The sequence below is a fragment of the Streptomyces sp. NBC_01571 genome (assembly GCF_026339875.1).
GTDB lineage: Bacteria > Actinomycetota > Actinomycetes > Streptomycetales > Streptomycetaceae > Streptomyces.
In genome coordinates, this window is record NZ_JAPEPZ010000001.1 from 4,986,305 (window position 1) to 5,006,347 (window position 20,043).

The window sequence follows — 20,043 nt, forward strand, 5'->3', positions numbered from 1 at the left end:
GTCAACCTCGGAGGGCCCGGAGAGGGCCCAGCGCCGTCGACCCCATCTCACTCACGAAGAGGAGCAGCCTCCACTCGGGCGAGCGCCACCCACAGGTCCGCCGCAGCACGGCCTCTCTGCCGTCAGTAGTTGCGATCTACCGCGAGGCCACGCTTGTCGTCTGTCTCTCCGTGGATCGTCACAAAGACTGCCGGCGGCTCGTCGTCTTCGCTCCGGGCCGTCTCTTCCAGCAGAGTCAACAATCGCTCGGCCGCGTTCAGCTCGAACCACTCACTGGTACCTGCAGCAACGGTCAACCACCTATCAGGTGTGGATAGACCGGGAACGAAGACCTCTAGGACGAACTGCCCATCCGCGTCGTCGTCAACTTCGCGCACGCGGGCGCCGACGATGTCCTCGCCACGCACCCAGGTGCTGGCTGCCGAGCATCGCGTGTCCAACCAGACACGCGGCCTCTTGGCCGTGAATGCGCCCTGCAGCACCGCGTACGTCACAGCCGCGAGCCCCTCCCCAACCGCGTCCGTCAACAGGGTTTCGCCCGTACGGCTCGCTGCACGTTTGGCCTGTTCTGCTGCTCTCTTCTCCCACGCCGACACGAATCGTCCCCTCCGTTATGTGTCTGTCGGTCCTGCTCTCCCCACCACCGCGACCGACACACCTGTGGGGTGGAGGAAGTCACTAGAGCCCCGGTGCCACGACGGTTTTCAAGAGCGTTACATCGCGTACCTCTCGATGGCCTCTGACCTGCTCCAACGACCGGAACTAAGGCCGACTCCGCCCCTCTTACCCACGCATGGCCCTCAACGGCTCCGTCGGACCCGCGGTGAACCTGCGCTGCCAGTTCGACCCCACCAGGGTCTGACTTCCTCTTTTCGAACCTCATTTGAGGTACGATTTGGGGAAGTCGATCACGGAGGCTCGATGCTGAAGCACCCTGCGCAACCGCCTGACAGCTCCACCAAGATCACTCCCCCCGACGAGGCGGACGCCCGCCTCCGTCAGTGGGGGCTCTCCGCCGAGCATTTTCGGGAGAGTGTCACGTTTGGCGACAACGCCCGGAAACGGGTCGATCAGCCGTGGTATCCGCGTACGTACGCAGGTGTGGCCATGTGGGCGGAAACGCTTGCAGGACTCCGTAAGCAACTGAAGAAGTTGCAGCAGGGCTGGCGCATAGGCCGGACGGGCAACTATGAAACCGTCTACTCCGAGGAGAGGCACCTGGCCTTTGCTGTCGTCGCGGGCGACAAATACACTGGTACACGAGGGAAGCGCCATCCGAAGCTCACTAGGAAGAGGGGACCTAAGACCAGAGAGCGGGTAGAAAGGAACGCAGAATTCGTTCAGCCGACTCTCTGGGGGGAGATCGAAGGCGATCGCTCCAGACCGCTACAGAACGCCGACCTAACTCCCGACGAGGACTGCTCGACGTGGTTCCTGGTCGTCCACGCCGACGACGATGAAATTCGGTTGGAGGTCTCGCTAGCACGAGACATTGGAGACGGCCTGGTTGGCGAATGGGTGGAGCGCATCCTCATCCCGCCGATCCCTTCATCGGGAGCGGTAGCACCTATAGAGTCAGACGAGGATGACGACGATGACGGAGAATCAATGGTATTCAGGGCTACTTCGTGATGAAGGACCGTCATTTAATCCTGCGCGGCTGACATCAGCGAGAGAGCGTAGAGGACTTACGAAACAGGGACTTGCTGAGCGGTGTGACGTTTCGCGGCGAACGGTTACAGCCTGGGAAGCCGGACAGGTGGATTCACCGCCGGCGGATCAGATTGCGCGAGCACTATCCCTTCCGGAGTCCTACTTTTTCTCGGATGACCCACCGCAAGTGAAGGAGGAGTGGGTTACCTTTCGGGCTCTTTCGTCCATGACAGCCCGACAACTGCGAAGGGTGCTTGCGGTCAGCTCTATGGCAATCGAGCTGAGCGGATGGATTGACAAGCATTACGGCACGCCGATCACCGACCTACCCGACGTTGCCGACCCGTCCGATGTCCCCCCAGCGATGGTAGCCGAGCAACTTCGATCGACCTGGGGACTACACCAGAAACCCATCAAGAGCATGCTGGCCCTCCTCGAACGAAGGGGGGTACGTGTGTTCTCACTCCCTGCGGCCGATCGAGAAATCGATGCCTTCTCCTTCAAATACGAAGGCCGACCCTTCGTGTTCCTAAATACAAGCAAGACAGCTGAGCGAACGAGATTCGACCTAGCGCATGAACTGGGCCACTTGGTATTGCACGATGCCGCCAACATGAACCTCTCAAGGCAGATCGAGCAAGAGGCTCACGACTTCGCCGCAAGTTTTCTGGTACCGGCCGATGGCCTATATGCTCAAGTGGTAGGAAAGCTTCGTCTAGATGATGTATTCAAGCTGAAGAAGTACTGGAAGGTTTCGGCCCTTGCCATGGTTGAGCGCCTGTACCGGCTGGAATTCATTTCGGAGTGGAACAGAAGGCAATGGCTCATCGAGTTGTCCGAAAGAGGATTTCGCACTGCGGAACCAGAGGGAATCCAGGTGGAGGCTTCAAAGTTCCTTACCGATTTGTTCAAGCTGGCCAGGGAAGACGGGTGGACGTCCCGCGCGATCGCAGACCAGCTTCAGGAAAGCGAGCGTGACCTTGATGCATTGGTCTTCGGACTAGCCATGGCGGCCGTCCCTGGCGGAGGCCAAAAGAGCCCTGCCGTTACAGGCCACCTGCGAGTTGTTAGATAGCGGGAACGTGCGTTCTCACCACGTGGCCGAGGAGGCTCCGGAAGCGCTCGCGTCCTCCCTGGCGGGCTTCTTCGCCGGGGGGCCCGAGTGACCTGAGTCCGGCCGGAGCCGCCGTCGCTCCCTGCCGCCGAAGGGAAGGAGCTGAGGCGCACTGAGCATCCGTTCCGACGGCCCGGAGACGGTCCGGCGCCCGTGACACACCCAGGGGCCGGCGGTCCGCGACCGTCGGCCCCGAGGCGTCGTCTCGGCGGCGCCCCGCCCCAACCTGCGGCCACAGCATCGGCAGGTTCTTCCAGCTCGAACGCCGTCACCTCGGAGCGGTACCCCCCTCCGACTTCTTGTTGCGCAGGAAGTGGCGTTGGCCCGAAACGACTTCGTACGCTCGCCGTCAGCACAGCGCTGACCGGAAAACTCGACGGTCAGGTGGGTACTGCGAGATAGCCCCTCGGCGGTGGCTGTCGGGGGCTCTTCCGGGGTGTTCGGGGGTGTCGGGAGGAGTTCAGGCGGCTGCCGGGGCGAGGGTGACGTCGTGGCCGAGGGCCTTGAGCTGGCGGACCAGGTCGCGGGCCTTGCGTGCGGGGTCGAGGTTGCGGGCATGGAAGTCCGCGCCCAGTTCGCGGTAGCGGGCGGTCGGGTTGGCCATCAGGTGCCAGACGGACACCAGGATCGAGCGGGCGACCGCGACCAGGGCTTTCATGTGGCCGCGGCGTTTGACGATGCGCCGGTAGCGGGCGCCGAGGAAGGTGTCGGTGCGCGCGGCGGAGATCGCCGCCTCGCCCAGGGCTCCCCGGAGCCAGGGATTGCCCTTGCCCGTCGGCCCGGAGGTGTTCTTCCCGCCGGACTGGATGGTGCGTGGGGAGAGTTTCGCCCAGGAGACAAGGTGGCCGGCGGTGGGGAAGACGGTCATGTCCAGGCCTGTCTCGGCGAGGATCACCTGAGCGGTGCTGGGGCCGACGCCGGGGATCTCGTCGAGTCGTTCCACGTCGGTGATCGGCATCAGCGTGCCCTGACCCGGGCCTTCGTCGTCCTCGGTGGTGGACAGTTCGGCCAGGCGGATGGTGATCCGGGCGGTGAGCTTGTCGATCTGCACGGTGAGGTAATCGACGGTGTCCAGCAGTATCCGGCACATGAATGCGTGGTGCTCCTCGAACCGGCCGGTCAGGGCTTCGGCGAGGGTGGTGTGACTGGCCTTGATCGTGCCGTGGGCCAGGTCCGCGAGGGCCTTGGGGCTGCGCTCGCCCGCGATCAGTGCCTGCAGCATCGCGCGCCCCGAGACCCCGAAGATGTCGGCGATCACGGTGGACAGCTTGATCTGGGCGTCTTCGAGGAGCTTCTCGGTTCGCTGCTTGTGGCGGGTGCGCTCGTGGGTCATCACCGCACGCGCCCGGGTGAGGTCGCGCAGTTCACGGACCGGCTTCGGGGGCACGAACGAGGCCCGGAGCATGCCGCGCTCGGCCAGCTTCGCCAGCCAGACCGCGTCCAGGCGGTCGGTCTTCGGCCGGCCCGGGACGTTCTTGACGTCACGGGCGTTGACCAGCCAGCACTCCAGGCCACGCGACTCCAACAGGAAGAAGTACGGCTTCCAGTAGGTCGATGTGGCTTCCATGACCACGCGGGTGACGCCCTGGCAGATGAGGTGGTCGGCCAGGTCCAGGATCGCGCCGCTGGTCGCGATGGTGTTGAAGACGCGCTGGGTCCGAAAGCCCGGCCTGTCCTCGTGCGGCAGGCGCACGCACACCATCCCGGACGCCTTGGCGATGTCGATCGCCGCGACCCGCTCCACAAGCTCGACCGCCTGCTCGATCTCCTCGATGTCTTCGGCCTCAGCCATGAACCCCTCCCCTTCACACCGTGCCAGTACAGGACGGTGCCTGCCCGTGGGACCGCTGGGGGAGCGAGAATCTGACCGGCGTGCTCGGAGGCAACAGTGCGTGGCCCCTCTGCGGTCCCGGCGCCAGACTGACCTACGGGCTCACAGTCCCAACGAAGCATCGGGGTCGGCGGGCAGGCACCGCGATCATGTTTTCACGCCAGCAAGGCGTACCCGAAAGGGATCAGGGGGACTGACCTGTAATCGAACGGCCATCGTTGGCCCTTGTTGGCCGCTGTGGGCCACCATTCGACGGCCCACAGACGGCCCGGTGTCGCCTCAGCCCTGAGCTCTGCGTCCCCAACGCGACCGCGCAATGTGCACCCCTCGGCTCCGGATGGTTGCACTGCTCTCTCCACCGGTTCAGGTCTCGTTGTTGGTCTGCCAGGGGCCATGGGTTGCCCTTCAGAACCTCTCTCGGCATGCGCCACCTCGGTCGATCAGCCCCCATCCCACCGGGCTAACTCCTTCGTCCGTTGGTGACCAGGGCGGCCCACATCGACCGCACCTGCCACGTACGAGCGATCCAACGATTCCCCCTTGCATGCGGACTTGCGTTAGAGGACCATTGCTTAGTCGGTTATCAGACCTCCTGAGGGGGAACGAAAAATTGCCCGAGCTTACCGCAGGCCGATTCGAAGCAACTCCCCACACATGGGAAATAATTAGGGCTGCAGATCAATTTACGCTACAGATGACCTCGATCCACGAAATCAACAAAACTGTATTACCAGAACTGGAAGCGCAGGCAAAAAATCGCACCAATCGCATAATCGAAGAAATTACGCAGCATCTTCCCGAAGATGAGGTGCCACACCTCACAGAAGGAATGAGAGATTTCGCCAAGGGGGTTCTTTCGCTTACAGATCCGAAAGAAGGGGAGAGAGAGGCTACTTTCACATTCTCTCTGGATGGGTCACCGGGCGCAGCCTTGTCACAGCTAACCTGGCTCACCATGGAGCAAGTGCAAGCCGCCCCTCATCATGACCTACTACGGAACTCCCTCCTCGTCTCTTCGATATCAGGGTTTGAGGTTCTCTTCGGCAGGGTTGCGCGCTCCATATTCAAAGTAAACAAGGCGGCACTCAATGACTCCGACCACGCATTCACACTGCAGCAGCTCGCCGACTTTGCGTCACTCGATGACGCAAGGGAGTTTCTGCTAGAACAGCGAGTATCTAAGCTGCTATATGAAAGCCTTGACGGGTGGGAGAAGTGGCTCAAACGGGCAGGCGGAGGCGCATCTATGGTGGCACTTCCGGTGGACTGGCCTAAACTTCGAGAGGCATTCGCCCGCAGAAATCTACTCGTGCACGCTGACGGCGTCGCAAATCATCTCTACCTAGAGATTGTCAGTAAGCTTACACCTCGGACTCCTGTTCAGCTGGGTGAAAAATTGAGGGTCAATGGCCAGTACCTCGATGAGCACCTTCAGGAGATTCTCGCCCTAGGTAGGCTCCTTAGCGTTGATGTAGGCATGAAACTCCACAAGAGAGAGAAAGAGGCGTACCTATCCACACTCACGACAGACATTAACAGGTTGTCACATAAAGGGCTTTGGCGTACATGCATAGCCCTCTCCAAATACGCTCTCGGCTGCGAACTGACACGCAGTCAGGAAATTAACGTTCGCACGCGGGGATGGATCGCCCAGAAAGAAGAAATTGGACTAGATAGCATTAAAGGCGAAGTAGAGGGGTGGGACGTTAGCGGCTTGGCTCCAATTTTCGCTTTGCGAAAGGATGCAATCCTTGAATTGGATTCAACTATCGACAAGGTGCGCCCACTCCTGGAAGACGGGACAATCACTGTCTTCGATGTCGCAACGGATCCGCTATATAAAAGCTTCAGGAAACAACTGAAATCGGAAATAGTGGCGGCCGGGCAATTGGAACAAGCAGACTCCGAAGAAGCGTTCACAGAGAAATAGACGGTTTCATCAACTGCGCCCATCGTTGACCACCCCTGCCCGGCTCTCGCGACGACGCGTAGAGAAGGGACCCGGACACTTTGTCCGGGTCCCTTCTCTACGCGTCGCCCATCCTTGTTTCAGCCCTGAAACAAGCAGGCCAACTGCCTGCCTCACCTTCCGCTCTGTACGGTGAGACGGGCCCCTACCGCTCGCAGGAGGCAGCACTAATGCGTGGTCTTGGAGATCACCTCAGCGTCGGTGAACGCATCGCGTTCTACCGGAAGCGTCGTGGCTACACGCAAGAAGTGCTCGCCGGCCTTGTAGGGCGTAGCACCGACTGGTTGGCGAAGATCGAGACGGGGCGCCGGAAGCCTCCCCGGATCGACATGCTCGCGGAGCTCTCGCGCATTCTGCGTGTGCCCCTCGGGGACCTGCTCGGTCAGACCGTGCTCATGGAGGACGAGAAGCAGCAGGATGACGTTCCGGCCGTGCGTGACGCGCTCATGAGCCCGCGTCGGCTATCGCGTCTGCTCTTTGGCCCCGAGGCTGAAGTGCAGCTTCCCACGCCGGCGCCCGTAGCCGTACGCGTCGAGCAGGCATGGAACGACTACCAAGGTGGGCGGCTCGGCAGCGTCATCGCCGCGCTTCCCGCACTTCTTCAGACCGCGCAAGAGCTAGAGGAGCGAGCCGCACGGCGCGGCGAGGACCGTAGCGACTGCTGGGCAGTCTCAGCCCGTACTCACCACCTCGCAGCGACGACCCTCGCGAAGATCGGTGAGTCGGACATCTCATGGCTCGCTGCGGAGCGTGCAATGCGTGCCGCAGACGAGTCCGACGACCCGCTCGTGCTGGCGTCCGCCGCACGGTCCGGGACACACGCCCTGCTGGCCAACGGCCGGTACGACGACGCGTTGGAGTTGGGCAACACGGCTGCCGCGTGGCTCTCGTCTCAGGTGACCGACAACGACCCTGCGGCCCTGAGTCTGCTGGGGATGATCCACCTGCGGGCGGCCGTCGCGGCGGCTCGCCACCAGGACCGGCCCACCGCAACCGGCCTGCTGGACCGAGCCGAGGAACTCGCGGATGACCTCGGCTCGGATGAGAACTACTGGCAGACAGGCTTCGGACCCACGAACGTCCTGCTTCACCGCCTGTCGGTTGAGCTGGACCTCGACAACGTGTCGTACGTGGTGGAACACGGCCGGATCAACGTCGATCACATGCCTCAGGAACGCAGCGTGTCGCACCGCATCGACTTCGCGCGCGCACTCTCGCTCAACGGGCAGGGCGATGAAGCATTCACCGAACTCCGCACGGCCGAACGCACTTCGCCGCAGCTCGTACGCAACAATCCGAGGGTTCGCGAGACGCTGCGAGATCTGATCAAGCAATCACCTGTCACCGGTGGCTCGCGATCGTCCGAGGTGTTCGTGATGGCTCAACGGTGCAGGGCGGTGCAGTGAGTTCAGGCAAGCGTGGGGTGCTCGGAGTCGTCGGTTCGGCGGCCGGAGGCGTAGAGGCATTGCGCACCGGCCTGGTTGAGCCCGCGATGGAGCGCGGCTGGCAGGTTGCTGTCACTCTGACGCCGACCGCAGGTCAGTGGCTACGATTGAGCGGTGAGGTCGAGCAGTTGGAGAAGCTGACCGGCCTACCCGTCCGCCACGAACTGCGCCTTCCTGGCGAGACGCGACCGCACCCGGCCGTTGACTGCTACGTGGTGGCCCCCGCGTCGGCGAACATGGTGGCCAAGCTCGCCACGGGCCTGATGGACAACCAGGCGCTCACTCAGGTGGGCGAGGCGATCGGCACTCTCGGGTTGCCCGTCGTCGTCTTCCCTCGGGTGAACGCGGCGCACGCTCGCCACCCGGCGTGGCAGCACCACATCGACACCCTCCGGGCGGGGGGCGTACTCATCGTCTACGGTCCGGAGGTGTGGCCGCTATACGAGCCGCGCGAAGCGCCGACGGGCCGTGAACTGCCTTGGGGGGCAGTGCTGGACGCCGCGGACCAAGCGACCCGATGACGATTCGTCAACCACCCTGACCTGCGTGGAAAGAGGACCCGGACACTCTGTCCGGGTCCTCTGCCGCTCACGGCGACATGCTCATTGGCATGCCAGGGATCAATGAGCGAAGCGGCGAGCTGGAATGCATGTCTCCTGCTGAACTCGCTTTGATCAAAGCGAGTTTGAGGGACGCATGCCTCAGGGTCGAACGACTGCTGAGGCGTGCGGATGAACTCACGGTGACGGTGGAGTCTCGCTACCCACAAGCCGCTCAAGCCGGTCAAGCCGCTCACCGAGCATCCGGAGAGCGTCATGAATCGTGCTGAGTTCTGTGGCCAGGGCCGCGAATGCCGGGCTGCTGCCCGGCTCGGTCCCGAGAGGTGCCGAAGGATCGCGGACAAACGTCCCGCGCCCCTGCTGAGTGAGGATCAACCCCTCGTCACGCAGTTGGCCGTACGCGCTCTGAACAGTCATGAGCTGCACACCAAGTTCCTTGGCAAGTGCGCGAGCTGCTGGGAGGCGGTCCCCCGCGGCGTACTCACGATCGGGGCCAGTGATCCTCTCGCGGAACTGCGCCGCAATCGCCTTGGCCGTCGGCGTGGGCTTGGGCACTTCGAGGCTCTGCTCCATACCTCCGAGAGTAACCGGACCTAGGTCAATCTCAGGTTCTCCGGTACACCTCCTTGACACGCAGATTGACCTAGGTCAATCTGGATAGGTCGGAACGCGAAGCCGAAAAGACTTCAACATCCGGACTCGTAAGTGATTGACCTGCGCAGATAGCGCCCGGAGGAAAGCCCGCAGGGGTGAGTACGAAGGCAGCGGCAGTTGGTTGAGAACTGAACAGAGGGCGCACCGCAACCTGCACATGGGGAGAGCGGCCGCCGGAAGCACCAGGCAACAGCGACAAGCCGTGGGCCCTGCCGCGCGAGTAGCAAGCACCTTCTCCCAAGCCGTCCCTGCCGGGCGGACAAGCGACTCGTACGTGCGGTGAGACAAGGGCAAAGATCGCGGGCCCCGAAGGAAGTTGGCCGGTTCGAGTCCGGTCCGGGGCGCTTTGGCCACTGCTCAGTGGCCGCATCACGCGAGGTTCGCGTGATTCACCACCAACGGCAGGCACCCCCGGAGCTGACTCTCCGGGGGTGCTGTTCGGGCCGTTTCACCTGCTAGGGAGACCACGACCCATGAATCACATCGTGACTGTTCAGGAGGCTGTTACCGCGTTCGCTCCGTTCATGGAGCCCACGGATGCGGAGTTGGAGGCCATCGAGCGTGAGGCGCCGCTGATCGATGCGGAGCTGGAGCTGCTGGACGTGCAGATCGCGCTGCTGGACCGGCCGGCGTCCGTGCTCGGTGAGCGGCGGCTGCGCAGGGCGGCGAACAAGGTGCTGGCTGCACGGCGCGAGGTCGCCAACCGCGTTACGGCGGGGGAGGCGGCATGATCCGCCTGGTCACCGCATCCCGCCTGGAACGGCTGGAGGCCGCCGCGAGCGTGGCCCGCGAGCACGCCCGGCAGACGAGCAGCGCGGCGAACGAGGCGTTCGGCCGGCACATGCGGGAGCTGTACGCAGTGACCGACCGCGCGGAGCGGGCGGAGGCGACTGCTACCGAGGTGGGCACGATCCTCGCCCACGCGATGGCGGAGCTGTCCGTCGCGCAGCAGGAACTCCTGCTGAAGGACATCCAGATCCGGCGGCTGCGCGAGGAGCAGGCGGCCCGGTCGATGGAGGGCAGGACGCTGACGGTGCTGCTGCACTACGGCGAGCCGCACAACATCTACGCCTGCCGTGAGGACCTCTACGCCGACACCGCGACGCACGGCGTGCCCGCCGGCGCCGCATGGGTGCCGCTGGGTGAACGCGCGGCGTCCGCGTGCGAGTGGTCGTGTGCGGCGTTCATCCACGATGCGACGTCCCACGGGTTTCGCCGTGCGTCCCTGCCCGCTCCGAAGCCGGTCGGGGAGGCGGCGTGAACAGTGTTCAGACCCGTTCAGCAGAGCGGGCCCTGTCGGGCGGCACGTGGCTGATCGTGTGCGGGGCGATGCTCTTTTCGATCCTGACCGTGACGCCGTTGATGGCCGAGCACACGGCCGATGACTGGGCTTGGACGGCCCCGATCTTGCCGCTCGTGGTGGACGCGGCCGTGGTCATCGTGGTCAAGCTCGATGACGTGCTGGGCCGCCTAGGCGGGCACGGCGGACGGTGGCCCGTCATCCTGCGCTGGATGACCGGCCTGATGACGCTCGCACTGAACACGGCCGACTCCGCGCTGAAGAAAGACCTGGTCGGCGTGGCTGTGCATGCGGTGGCGCCGCTGCTGCTGATCGTCACGGCGGAGACCAGCCTCGCCTACCGGCGCGCCATCGCGCACGCCGTCGAGGCCCTGCAAGCCCAGCGGCATGCGGAGCAGGAGCGGCGCGAGCAGGTGGCCCGCGAACGTGCCGAGCAGGCCCGCGCCGAAGCGCAGCAGGAACGCGAGCACGCCGCGATGCTGGCCCGTGAACAGCGTGAACACGAAGCCGCATTGGCCCGCGAGGCAGCCGAACGCGAAGCACGCCAGCGACGCGACGAGCGTGAAGCCCGGGAGCGGGCCGAGGCTGCCGAGCGGGAGATTCGTGAACGCCGTGAACGCGAGCATGAAGAGCGTGAACACGAGCGCGAACTCCGTGAACGGCGGGCTCGCGAGCAAGCCGAGACCGAGCGCCGCGAGCGCGCGGAGCGGGCCGAGCGTGAACAGCGCGAGTGCCAGGAGCGCTTGACGCGTAAACGCGAAACCCTGCTGCAGCGCGGCCCGGCCGCGGGCAAGCTCGGTGAGGATGAGGCCCGCCGGATCACGGCGGCCGCGTTCGAGACAGGCCTGTCGGTGCGCCAGGCTGCCGAGCTGTGCGGCTGGTCGGTGGGCTGGGTGTCCGCCCGCTACGCCGAACACCGCGACACCAGCACCTCTGGTGCTGGCCTGGCCATCGCGAGCAACTGATGGGCGCGATACCGGTCTATTCGTGGCGCCTGGCCCCGGAGGGTCTGGCCACGGTCCGCCAACTGCGGGCGCGCGGGCTGCGGCCCGGTGGTCAGGACGTTGCCGCGCAACTCGAGCGCCGACGCCGTCGCCGCGGCCCACTGGTCGCCTACCTCTACGAGATCGACAATGCCAAGCCGGTCCGCCCGATGACGCCGGCGAAGTGGGCGGCGGTGACCAAGGCGAATGCCGCTCGCCGCACCTGCCCGCAGTGCGGGCGGGATGCCGGCTACGTCATCCCTGCCTCGCTCGGCATGTGCGTGCCTTGCGCCTACCCCGACGACGAACAGCGCGCCGCCTGAACGCCCCCTACCTGGAGGAATCGTGAGTGTTGCACCGCAGCAGGGCACGCACTTCTTCGTGCTGTCTCTGGAAAAGCCGGGCCTGCTCTCCATGACGCAGGAGGGCACCTGCACCCCCGCGCCCGGTGCCACCCGCAAGGACATGTACCAGCAGCTCTACCAGGCCGTGACAGCGCAGGACCCCGCCTTGTCCGGCGCCACGGTCTTGTTCTTCTCCCTGGAGCGCAACCAGCTCTGACCCGCGCCCAGCTCACCATCCCGTTGGCGGGCCCGGCCGGCACTTCTCACGGCCCCGGCCGGGCCCTACTCCCCAAAGGAGTGCTCACAGCATGACGGACCTCAGCACCGAGCCGGTAGCCGTCGAGGCTGCCCCGATCACACCACCCCCGCCCCCCGACACCCCGCCCGCCGTGGCCAAGGACGTGCACGAGGTCGACCACACGCCCGGCGGGTGGCCGATCGTCCCGCTCGCTCTGTCCGGGGCGAACAGCACCATCGGCGCGGTCGCCGCCGCATCCCTGGCCGGCGGCCCCATCGCCGCGGCCGTCGCCGCCACCGGCATGGTCGTCCTCGGCACCATCGCCGCCACCCGATCCCGCAAGCCGGACCCGCGCCGGGAAGCACGCAGGTCCGCCGCCCGCACCGCCAGCCGCTCAGCCGCCCGCAAGACGGGACAGCACAGCTCGGGTGCGGCCAGCCGCCGGAGCTCCTCCGGAGGTCGTTCGGCCGGCTCACGTTCCGGTGGTTCCGGTGGCCGATCGGGCAAGGTGCCCGGCCAACACCGCCGCACCAACGGCGGCACCGCCACCCGCCACGGCAGCACCACCACCGGCGGAAAAACCCTCCGCAAGAGCGCACACGGCCCGGCCAAACACCAATTGGGCTCAGGCAAGGGCGCTGCGAGCCGTGTCGGGCAGGTCAAAGCGCTGCGGGCCGCACGGAAGGACGCGGCCGGCTCCCGCGGCGGGCAGCGGGCGCAGACCACCGACGCCCGCCGCGCGGTCGCCGACGCCCGACGCAACGCCAAAGCAGCCGGTAGCGGGACGGGGCTGACCGGCCGTGCCGGGCACAAGGGCGGTATCGCCGGGCGGATGCTTGCCGGCGCCGCAGGCAAAGCCCGCGGAGCACGCGATATGGCGATCGCCAAGAACCGTGCCCGCCGCGACCGCAAGGCGGGCGCCACTGTCGACGCGCAGCGCGGCGCCGTCCGTAAGGCACCCGCCCGCAAGGCAGCCCGGCAGGCTCTGCGCCGGTCGGCGGCACGTTTCCACGGCCGTCGCCTGCTCGCCGCGCTGCTCGCACTGCCGCTGGGCCTGCTCGGGCTGATCACCAGCCCGATCGGTCGCAAGTTGAACCTGCCGTGGCTGATCCACCCCGGCCGGCGCCTGTACCGGCGCATCGTCGGGGCGGCCCGCGAGCAGCGCACCCTCCGCGACGACGCGATCCGCGACGAACTGGCCGAGCGGGAGGCCGCCGCGGACACCGAGGCCGCCACCGACGGCGCCGCCGGCATCGCCGACGACGTCAAGCGGCCTCCCACGACGGTCCCGACCAGCACGAACACCCCTGTGAGTGAAGGAGAGAACGTGTCCGGCTTCCGGTTCGAAGAGGCCGCTTCCGAGATGGAGCAGGCCGCCAACGCCTACGACCCCGAGAACGCCATGGAGATCCTCGCCATGGTCGAGGGACTCCCCGCCGCGCTGACCAGCGTGGCGAACGTGATGAAGATCCTCGCGGAGCGCTCCGACAGTGAGTTCCCGCTGGAGAAGCAGATCGCGGACGGCTTCAACGACATCTTCGGCGCCGTCATGAGCGCCGTCGCGGTCGCCGAGGACATGGGCCCGCTGTTCCGACAGGTTCACGCGCAGGACATCGCCCGCCACGAAGACCCCCGCAACGGCACCGAGGCAGAGAAGGGCTGGAACGTCTGATCATGGCCAGCACCGCCACCGCCAAACAGCAGAGCAGTGGCCCGGTGCTGGACTGGGCAGCCGGTCACGGACCCGTGACCGGCGCCCTGTCCGCCACCACCGGAGCCTTCGCCATCGCCACCACCGGCGCCGCAACCGCCATGCCCCCCGGCTGGGCCCTCGCCGTCGGCGCGGCCGGCGCCCTCGGGCACACCGTCGCCGGCATCCGGGTGCGTAACGCCGGCCGCACCCTCGCCACCCGCGCCGCGTCCTGGCTCATCGGGGCCGGCTGGACCACCTGGGCCATGACCCACGGCCCTCTCACCTGGGCCGCCCTCGGCTCCCTGGCCACCATCGGCGTCGGCATCGGCGCCACCGCCCGCTCCGTCGCCCTCTACGAGGAGGCCCGTGAGGACGAAGCCCTTGCGGCTGAGCAGCGGCAGATCGCCGCGGAGTTGTCCGCGGAGCGGCGGGCGATCGCCGCGGAATGGGTCGACCGCATCCAACGCGTCTGCTCGATCACCGTGCGGGTGGTCGGCGTGGAGTTGTGGGAGACCGGCGCCGGATTCTCCATCGACGCCGAACTCCCGCCCGGCGGCGCCACCTGGAACAAGATCGCCGCCGAGTCGCCGCGGCTGTCCGCGGACGCCCGGCTGCCGCACGGCTGCACCGCCACGGCGGGCCCCGGCATCCACCAGGGCCGCGTCATCCTCGACGTGACCACGGTCAACGTCCTCGAAGAAAAGCGCGACTACCCGACGGACTACAGCACACTGTCGATCCACACCGGCATCCCGTGGGGCTACCGCACCAACGCCGAGCAGATCCTCGCCTACCTCCGGGAGCAGTGCGCGCTGATCGTCGGTCCGACCGGGTCAGGCAAGACGAACATGGTGCACGCGATCCTCGCGGGGTTCGCTCGCGCCGAGGACATCCTCACCTGGGTGATCGACCTCAACGCAGGCTCGGCCGGCCTGCCCTGGGTCCTCCCTGCGTTGAACGGGGAACTCGTGCGGGAGGACGGCAAGCCTGTGCGGCCGGGTGTGGACTGGCTCGCCGGCACCTACGACGAAGCCCTGACCATGCTCGATACGGCCGTGCGCGTGGCCAAGCAGCGCAAGATGGGCTACCAAGCCCTGCTGTCGAAGGCCAACACGGATCTGCTGCCGGTCAGCCGGAAGATTCCTCAGATCATGCTGGTGATCGATGAGGGAGCGGAGATCCTGGCCAGCACCGATCGGGCCGTGCGCAAGCTCGGGGAAAAGATCCTCGAAGTGATCCGGATTGCCCGCGCCATGGGTGTGCGTACCGTCCTCACCGCCCTGGGTGCGACCGGCAGCGTGCTCAGCAACCTCATGATCCGTCGGGAAGCCAAGGTGCGTGTCGCCCTCACCGGTGGCGAGACCGAGGGCATGGACCTGTCCAAGATGTTCCCCGGCTCCCGCGGGCTGCGGGTGGACCAGGCGCCGCACAAGGGCGCCGGGTTCATGAGCACCCCGGAATCGCCGGCCGCCCTGTTCAAGGGGTGGCGGATCCTCCCCAACCAGATCCGGGACATCACCGCGGCAACATCCGACCGGCACCCGACGCTCGATGACGTGTCCGCTAAGGCCGCCGGCCCCGCCTACGCACGGCGCTGGGATGCGGAGCGCACCGCGTGGATGCGCGACCAGGCCGCGACCGACGACACCGACGGGGACACGCCCGGGACACCTGGGGGCCTGCGCCTGTCAGCGCTGAGCGAGCAGGCAGAGTCCCCGGAAGACGCGTTGGCACGCCGGTTCCGGGAGGAGATCGACGCGCAGTTCGGCACCGCACCCGAACCCCACACCACCGAGCGCAGCGACGGGGCGGAACGGCCGGCCGGGCTGGACCTGTCGGCGTTGCGGGGCGAGCAGGGCCCGACATGGCTGCCGGCCGCGTTGGAAGCGATCAAGGCGACCGGAGCGGAGGGCATGAAGCCGTCCGCGGTCGCCGAACTGGCAGGCAAAGACCGCAAAACGGTCCGGGCCGCGCTGCAAGCCGCCATGGAACGGGGCGCGTTGGTTTACCGGGACAACGGACCGCACTCGGTCTACGTCCACCCCGACCACGCCTGAACGCCCTCACACAGCGCTACCGAGTAGTGGGTAGTGGGGGAACGCCCCACTACCCACTACAGGCCCCTACTGGGGCGCCACGGGCTCTGAACAGCGCCTCCCCACTGAGGACCCCACTACCCACTACCCAGTAGCCCCCTGCGCGATCGTCACGCAACGCCACCACCATCCCATGCCGAAGGAGACCGCCATGGACCGCAACATCCCACCCGGAATCATCGCCCCGCACATACCCGCCGACGCCTGGAACCGCGCGCAGGCCACCGGCCAGCCGGTCGTCATCGTCACCCCGGCGACCAACGACAACGCCATCACGCTGCGCCGGATCGTCGTCCCGTTCGCGATCGCCGGGGCCGCCGTCCTCGGCGGCTGGGGACTGGTCGCAGCCCTCTGCTTCCTGCTCGACGCCGCGGCCCACACCTTCACCGTCATCGCCGGCGCCGCCGGACCCATCGGAGCCGGCGGCATCACGTTGAAGCTCGCCCGCGGAAAGAACACCTAGCTACGCCAAGGGCGGCCCCCGCATCTCGCCAAAGAATCCGGGGCCGCCCTTGCCAGCCAGCATCCATCAAAAGGAACTGGAGACATCCCAGCATGACGCAACCCGTGACCATCCCGCGAGCCTTACAGGCGGGAGCTCCCGCCGCGAGCGGGATGCGCTTCTACCTGACCACCCACAAACGGCACTGGCTGCGCTGGACCGACGTGCCGCTGTTCCTGAAATCCGAGCACTGGGACCGCGCCATCAAGTGGGACGTCGCCCAGGGCCCCTATGCCATCGACTCCGGCGGCTTCATGGAGCTCAAGGACAAAGGAACCTGGACCCGATCGCCCCGCCAGTACGTGCAGGACCTGCGCCGCATCTGGGAACACGTCGGCCCCTTCGACTGGGCCGCCCCGCAGGACTGGATGTGCGAGAAGGCCATCATCGAGGGCGGCTGGTTCGGCGGACAGTACTTCGTCGGCACCCACCTGAGCGTGGAAGAACACCAGCGCCGCACGGTGAACAACTTCCTCGAACTGCGCTCTCTCGCACCCGATTTGCGCATCGCCCCGGTCATCCAAGGCAACACCGTGCCCGCCTACGAGCGGTGCGTGGAACTGTACGAGAAGGCTGGGGTTGACCTGCGGGCCGAGCCGATCGTCGGCTTGGGGTCGGTGTGCCGGTTGCAGTCCACCCGCCAGGGCGCCGCGATCGTCACCGCCATGGCCGCGCACGGCTTCAAGCTGCACGGCTTCGGCTTCAAAACCCTCGGCCTGGAACGCGTCGGCCACCTGCTGGCCTCCGCGGACTCCGCCGCCTGGAGTTCCCACGCCCGCCGCCGCCCGCCCCTGTCCGGCCATACGCACAAGAACTGCGCCAACTGCATCGACTACGCCCTGAACTGGCGCGAGCGCGTCATCCGCGCCATCCCCACCCAGCAGCAGATGATGCTCACCGACCGGAGCGCAGCATGAACGCACTCGACACCGCACTGCATCTGGCGGCAAACGGCATTCCGCCCCTGCCCCTGCGGGCAGGGAAGGTGCCATTCGGTAACTGTCGTGCCTGCGCCCGGAATGCCTGCGGGGGCCGGCCAAACATGAAAGCACCGGGCCCCTGCACGTGCCCGCGCCCGTGCCACGCGTGGGCCGCCGCCACCACCGACCCCACCGTTCTACGCTCCCAGGAGTGGGCGAGGGCGTGGCGCCAGGCGGCAGCGGTTGCCTACCACCCCGGCGCCGCCGGCCTGACCGTCGTGGACTGCGACAACGCTGACGCGATCGCGTGGGCCCGCGAGACCCTGCCCGCCACCCGGACCGTGCCCACCACCCGCGGCGAGCACTGGCTCTACCTCGGAACGATGCCGTCAGCCAACGGCGTGCGGCACGGCGTGGACATCAAATCCACGATGGCCTACGCCCGCTGGCTCGGGTCCGGCACCGGCACCATGGCCGCGCTGCCCGACGTCGTGCGCGCGCTCACCGCAGCCAAGCCCGCGGCCCCCGTACCCATCAGGGTCCCCGCGCTGGCCGGGGGCCGGGAATGCCGCCACCGCACCCCCGCCTACCTCGAACGCGGGATCGCCATGGCGGAGCAGCGCATCACCGAGACGTCCAGCGGCGTGCACACGGCCGTGTACCGCACGTTCCTGGCCGTCCTCTCGACGCACGGCCGGTGCGGCTGCCTCACCGAGGACCACATCGCCCGCCTGTTCACCGCCGCTCAGGCCAAGGGCGAGACCGCCCGGCACTGCACGGACGCGTGGACCAACGCACACACCCGGTTGGGGCTTTGAGCATGGACGACGACGACAAGAACCCGGCCCGGAAGGTCATCGCGGACTACGCGCAAGAGCGCTTCCGCTACTTCCGCACCGCGGAAGGCACCGTCTACGCACAGCGCAAGGGCCACCCGGTGGCCCGCCCGATCCGCTCCCAGGGCACCACCGGAAGCCACCGCCAAGAACTCATGGTCGGCCTGTTCAAGGACGGACTCGGCACGTTCAACGGCACCGCGATGAAGGAGGCACTCGACTTGATCGAAGCACTCGCCCTCACCGAGCAGGTCCAGCCCGTCCACATCCGCGTCGCCCCCGGCCTGGACGGGGCCACCTGGCTGGACCTGGGCCGCAACGACGGCCAGTCCGTGCGCATCCACCCCACCGGCTGGGACATCGGCGTCCCCGACCCAGCAGAGGTGTGCTGGCGGCGCACTCAGCTCACCGGCGAACTGCCGCTGCCCGTCAAGGACACCAACGGCAAGGGCATCGACCTGCTTTTTAGGCTGTGCAACTTCGCGAACGCGGAGACCGAGTGCCTGGCCATGGCCTGGCTGGTCGGCTGCCTGGAACCCTCCGTGCCCGTCCCGGCCCCCTTCCTCACCGGCCCCCAGGGCGCCGGCAAGTCCACCGGCGGGCGGATGCTGATCCGGCTCATCGAGGGCATGACCGGCGACCTGCGCCGGGCCCCGAAGGACGAGGACAACCTGATCGCGGCCGTCGCCGCGGGATGGGTCACCGCGCTGGACAACCTCTCCCACATGACCCCGGACCTGTCCGACGCCATGTGCTGCATCGTCACCGGAGCCGAGAGCGTCAAGCGCGCCCTGTTCACCGACGGAGACGTCTTCCGCGCCCGCTACCGCCGCCCCCTGCTCCTGACCGGCATCGACGTCGGCGTCATCCGCCCCGACCTCGCCGAACGCCTCCTCCCGCTGCGCCTGGAACGCCCGAAGGTGCGGCGCACCGAAGCCGAACTGTGGACGGAGTACGCCGAAGCCCTGCCCGTCATGCTCGGCTCCCTGCTGGACCTGACCGTCAAGGTCCGCGCCGCCACCGCCGTAACACCGACCGACCTGCGGATGGCGGACTTCGCCCACCTGTGCGCGCAACTCGACGAAGCCATGGGCCTCGGAGCTCTGGCGGCCTACCGGGCCGGGCTGGACGACCTCAACGACGACGTCATCGAGGGCGACCTGCTCGCGCAGACCGTGCTCCAGTACGCGGCCGACATGGAACCCGGGGCACAGGAACGGATGACGTCCGCGGAGTGGCTGCACCTCCTCACCCGGCTCTACAGCGGCGAGGACTGCCGCCCGCTGCCCAAGGGGTGGCCGACCACCGGCAAGGTCCTCTCCGACCGGCTCAAGCGCCTTCAGCCCACCCTCGCCGCCCGCGGCCTGGTCGTGGACTGGGGACGCACCAAAACGGCCCGCTACATCGAACTCACCGAACCCGCACCGACACCGGCACCCGAGCCGCAACAGGAAACGGCGTTCTGAGCCCGAGGCCACCGCACAACAGCAAGAAGAGCACCCGGCCCGACGCGGCGAAGGGTGCTCCTCTTGCTGTTCGGTGCGCAGCACCGCCCCAACGACGTGCCGCGCAGCGGCTCCTTCTCCGCTTTCTGAGCCGCGCACAACAACAGACACCACCTCCCTCTCTTTCCTAAGTAGGGGAACGCTGCGTCACCTGCGTCACACACGACGGAAAACGGCCCCTGACCAGCAGAGAAGGCGGTGACGCAGAGCCCAACCCTCTGCGTCATCGTGCGTCACCTGCGTCACCCCCCGGTGACGCAGGTGACGCGGCGGTGACGCACCCCCACCGCGCTCCGTCACCGATAACCGCAGGTCAGCGGCCTGAATGACGCAGGTGACGCGGTGACGCAGAAATCCGAACCTCGGACAGACGCGCCCTCCGGGCCCGCGCGCCCGCGAC

The 20,043-nt window shown here is 66.9% G+C and carries 19 protein-coding genes and 1 pseudogene; 17 read left to right on the plus strand and 3 right to left on the minus strand.

Annotation, left to right across the window (positions count from 1 at the left end):
* Positions 1–122 precede the first annotated feature (122 nt).
* Entirely contained in the window at positions 123–596 is a 474-nt protein-coding gene (locus OHB41_RS22405) for a hypothetical protein (protein ID WP_266700008.1), read from the minus strand.
* Between the two features lie 325 nt (positions 597–921).
* Here OHB41_RS22405 and OHB41_RS22410 point away from each other — a divergent pair, with 325 nt between their 5' ends.
* From OHB41_RS22410 to OHB41_RS22415, 3 genes and pseudogenes are all read left to right on the plus strand, one after another.
* A complete protein-coding gene (locus OHB41_RS22410; RefSeq protein WP_266700009.1) occupies positions 922–1,632 on the plus strand; it encodes a hypothetical protein in 711 nt (236 codons plus the stop codon).
* A pseudogene (locus OHB41_RS52345) lies at positions 1,595–1,789 on the plus strand (helix-turn-helix transcriptional regulator); the annotation flags it as partial. The gene OHB41_RS22410 and the pseudogene OHB41_RS52345, both read left to right, overlap by 38 nt.
* A gap of 132 nt (positions 1,790–1,921) precedes the next feature.
* Positions 1,922–2,728, plus strand: a complete 807-nt coding sequence (locus OHB41_RS22415) for an ImmA/IrrE family metallo-endopeptidase (RefSeq protein ID WP_266700010.1) — start codon at positions 1,922–1,924, stop codon at positions 2,726–2,728.
* Positions 2,729–3,227: 499 nt separating this feature from the next.
* On the opposite strand, the gene OHB41_RS22420 is transcribed toward OHB41_RS22415, so the two are convergent.
* Positions 3,228–4,559: an IS110 family RNA-guided transposase gene (locus tag OHB41_RS22420; protein ID WP_266696064.1), complete on the minus strand. Its 1,332-nt coding sequence runs from the start codon at positions 4,557–4,559 to the stop codon at positions 3,228–3,230.
* Positions 4,560–5,292: 733 nt separating this feature from the next.
* On the opposite strand from OHB41_RS22420, the gene OHB41_RS22425 reads away from it, so the two are divergent.
* From OHB41_RS22425 to OHB41_RS22435, 3 genes are all read left to right on the plus strand, one after another.
* Positions 5,293–6,528, plus strand: a complete 1,236-nt coding sequence (locus tag OHB41_RS22425) for a hypothetical protein (RefSeq protein ID WP_266700011.1) — start codon at positions 5,293–5,295, stop codon at positions 6,526–6,528.
* A 209-nt stretch (positions 6,529–6,737) separates the two neighbouring features.
* Positions 6,738–7,973, plus strand: a complete 1,236-nt coding sequence (locus tag OHB41_RS22430; protein WP_266700012.1) for a helix-turn-helix domain-containing protein — start codon at positions 6,738–6,740, stop codon at positions 7,971–7,973.
* Positions 7,970–8,533, plus strand: a complete 564-nt coding sequence (locus tag OHB41_RS22435; protein WP_266700013.1) for a flavoprotein — start codon at positions 7,970–7,972, stop codon at positions 8,531–8,533. The genes OHB41_RS22430 and OHB41_RS22435 overlap by 4 nt, the downstream gene beginning before the upstream one ends.
* Positions 8,534–8,749: 216 nt before the next feature.
* Here OHB41_RS22435 and OHB41_RS22440 read toward each other — a convergent pair whose 3' ends face one another.
* On the minus strand, positions 8,750–9,145 hold the full coding sequence (locus OHB41_RS22440) for a GntR family transcriptional regulator (RefSeq protein WP_266700014.1): 396 nt from the start codon (positions 9,143–9,145) through the stop codon (positions 8,750–8,752).
* Positions 9,146–9,699: 554 nt separating this feature from the next.
* Here OHB41_RS22440 and OHB41_RS22445 point away from each other — a divergent pair.
* The 11 genes from OHB41_RS22445 to OHB41_RS22495 all read left to right on the plus strand — a co-directional run bounded on the left by OHB41_RS22445 (position 9,700) and on the right by OHB41_RS22495 (position 19,604).
* The gene (locus OHB41_RS22445; protein ID WP_266700015.1) at positions 9,700–9,957 is read left to right on the plus strand and encodes a DUF6284 family protein; all 258 of its coding nucleotides are present in this window, start codon (positions 9,700–9,702) and stop codon (positions 9,955–9,957) included.
* Entirely contained in the window at positions 9,954–10,487 is a 534-nt protein-coding gene (locus OHB41_RS22450) for a hypothetical protein (protein ID WP_266700016.1), read from the plus strand. The genes OHB41_RS22445 and OHB41_RS22450 overlap by 4 nt, the downstream gene beginning before the upstream one ends.
* The gene (locus OHB41_RS22455) at positions 10,484–11,491 is read left to right on the plus strand and encodes a DUF2637 domain-containing protein (protein ID WP_266700017.1); all 1,008 of its coding nucleotides are present in this window, start codon (positions 10,484–10,486) and stop codon (positions 11,489–11,491) included. Before OHB41_RS22450 ends, OHB41_RS22455 begins: the two co-directional genes overlap by 4 nt.
* The gene (locus OHB41_RS22460) at positions 11,491–11,832 is read left to right on the plus strand and encodes an RRQRL motif-containing zinc-binding protein (RefSeq protein WP_266700018.1); all 342 of its coding nucleotides are present in this window, start codon (positions 11,491–11,493) and stop codon (positions 11,830–11,832) included. The genes OHB41_RS22455 and OHB41_RS22460 overlap by 1 nt, the downstream gene beginning before the upstream one ends.
* 22 nt (positions 11,833–11,854) lie before the next feature.
* The gene (locus OHB41_RS22465; RefSeq protein WP_266700019.1) at positions 11,855–12,070 is read left to right on the plus strand and encodes a hypothetical protein; all 216 of its coding nucleotides are present in this window, start codon (positions 11,855–11,857) and stop codon (positions 12,068–12,070) included.
* 91 nt (positions 12,071–12,161) lie between these two features.
* A complete protein-coding gene (locus OHB41_RS22470) occupies positions 12,162–13,763 on the plus strand; it encodes a hypothetical protein (RefSeq protein WP_266700020.1) in 1,602 nt (533 codons plus the stop codon).
* A gap of 2 nt (positions 13,764–13,765) precedes the next feature.
* Positions 13,766–15,841: a hypothetical protein gene (locus OHB41_RS22475; RefSeq protein ID WP_266700021.1), complete on the plus strand. Its 2,076-nt coding sequence runs from the start codon at positions 13,766–13,768 to the stop codon at positions 15,839–15,841.
* A gap of 190 nt (positions 15,842–16,031) precedes the next feature.
* Entirely contained in the window at positions 16,032–16,343 is a 312-nt protein-coding gene (locus tag OHB41_RS22480; protein ID WP_266700022.1) for a hypothetical protein, read from the plus strand.
* A 92-nt stretch (positions 16,344–16,435) separates the two neighbouring features.
* Positions 16,436–17,299, plus strand: a complete 864-nt coding sequence (locus OHB41_RS22485) for a deazapurine DNA modification protein DpdA family protein (RefSeq protein ID WP_266700023.1) — start codon at positions 16,436–16,438, stop codon at positions 17,297–17,299.
* Entirely contained in the window at positions 17,296–18,120 is an 825-nt protein-coding gene (locus tag OHB41_RS22490; RefSeq protein WP_266700024.1) for a bifunctional DNA primase/polymerase, read from the plus strand. The genes OHB41_RS22485 and OHB41_RS22490 overlap by 4 nt, the downstream gene beginning before the upstream one ends.
* Positions 18,121–18,122: 2 nt before the next feature.
* Complete coding sequence (locus OHB41_RS22495; protein WP_266700025.1) at positions 18,123–19,604, plus strand: AICE element replication initiation protein; 1,482 nt, start codon at positions 18,123–18,125, stop codon at positions 19,602–19,604.
* Positions 19,605–20,043 lie beyond the last annotated feature (439 nt).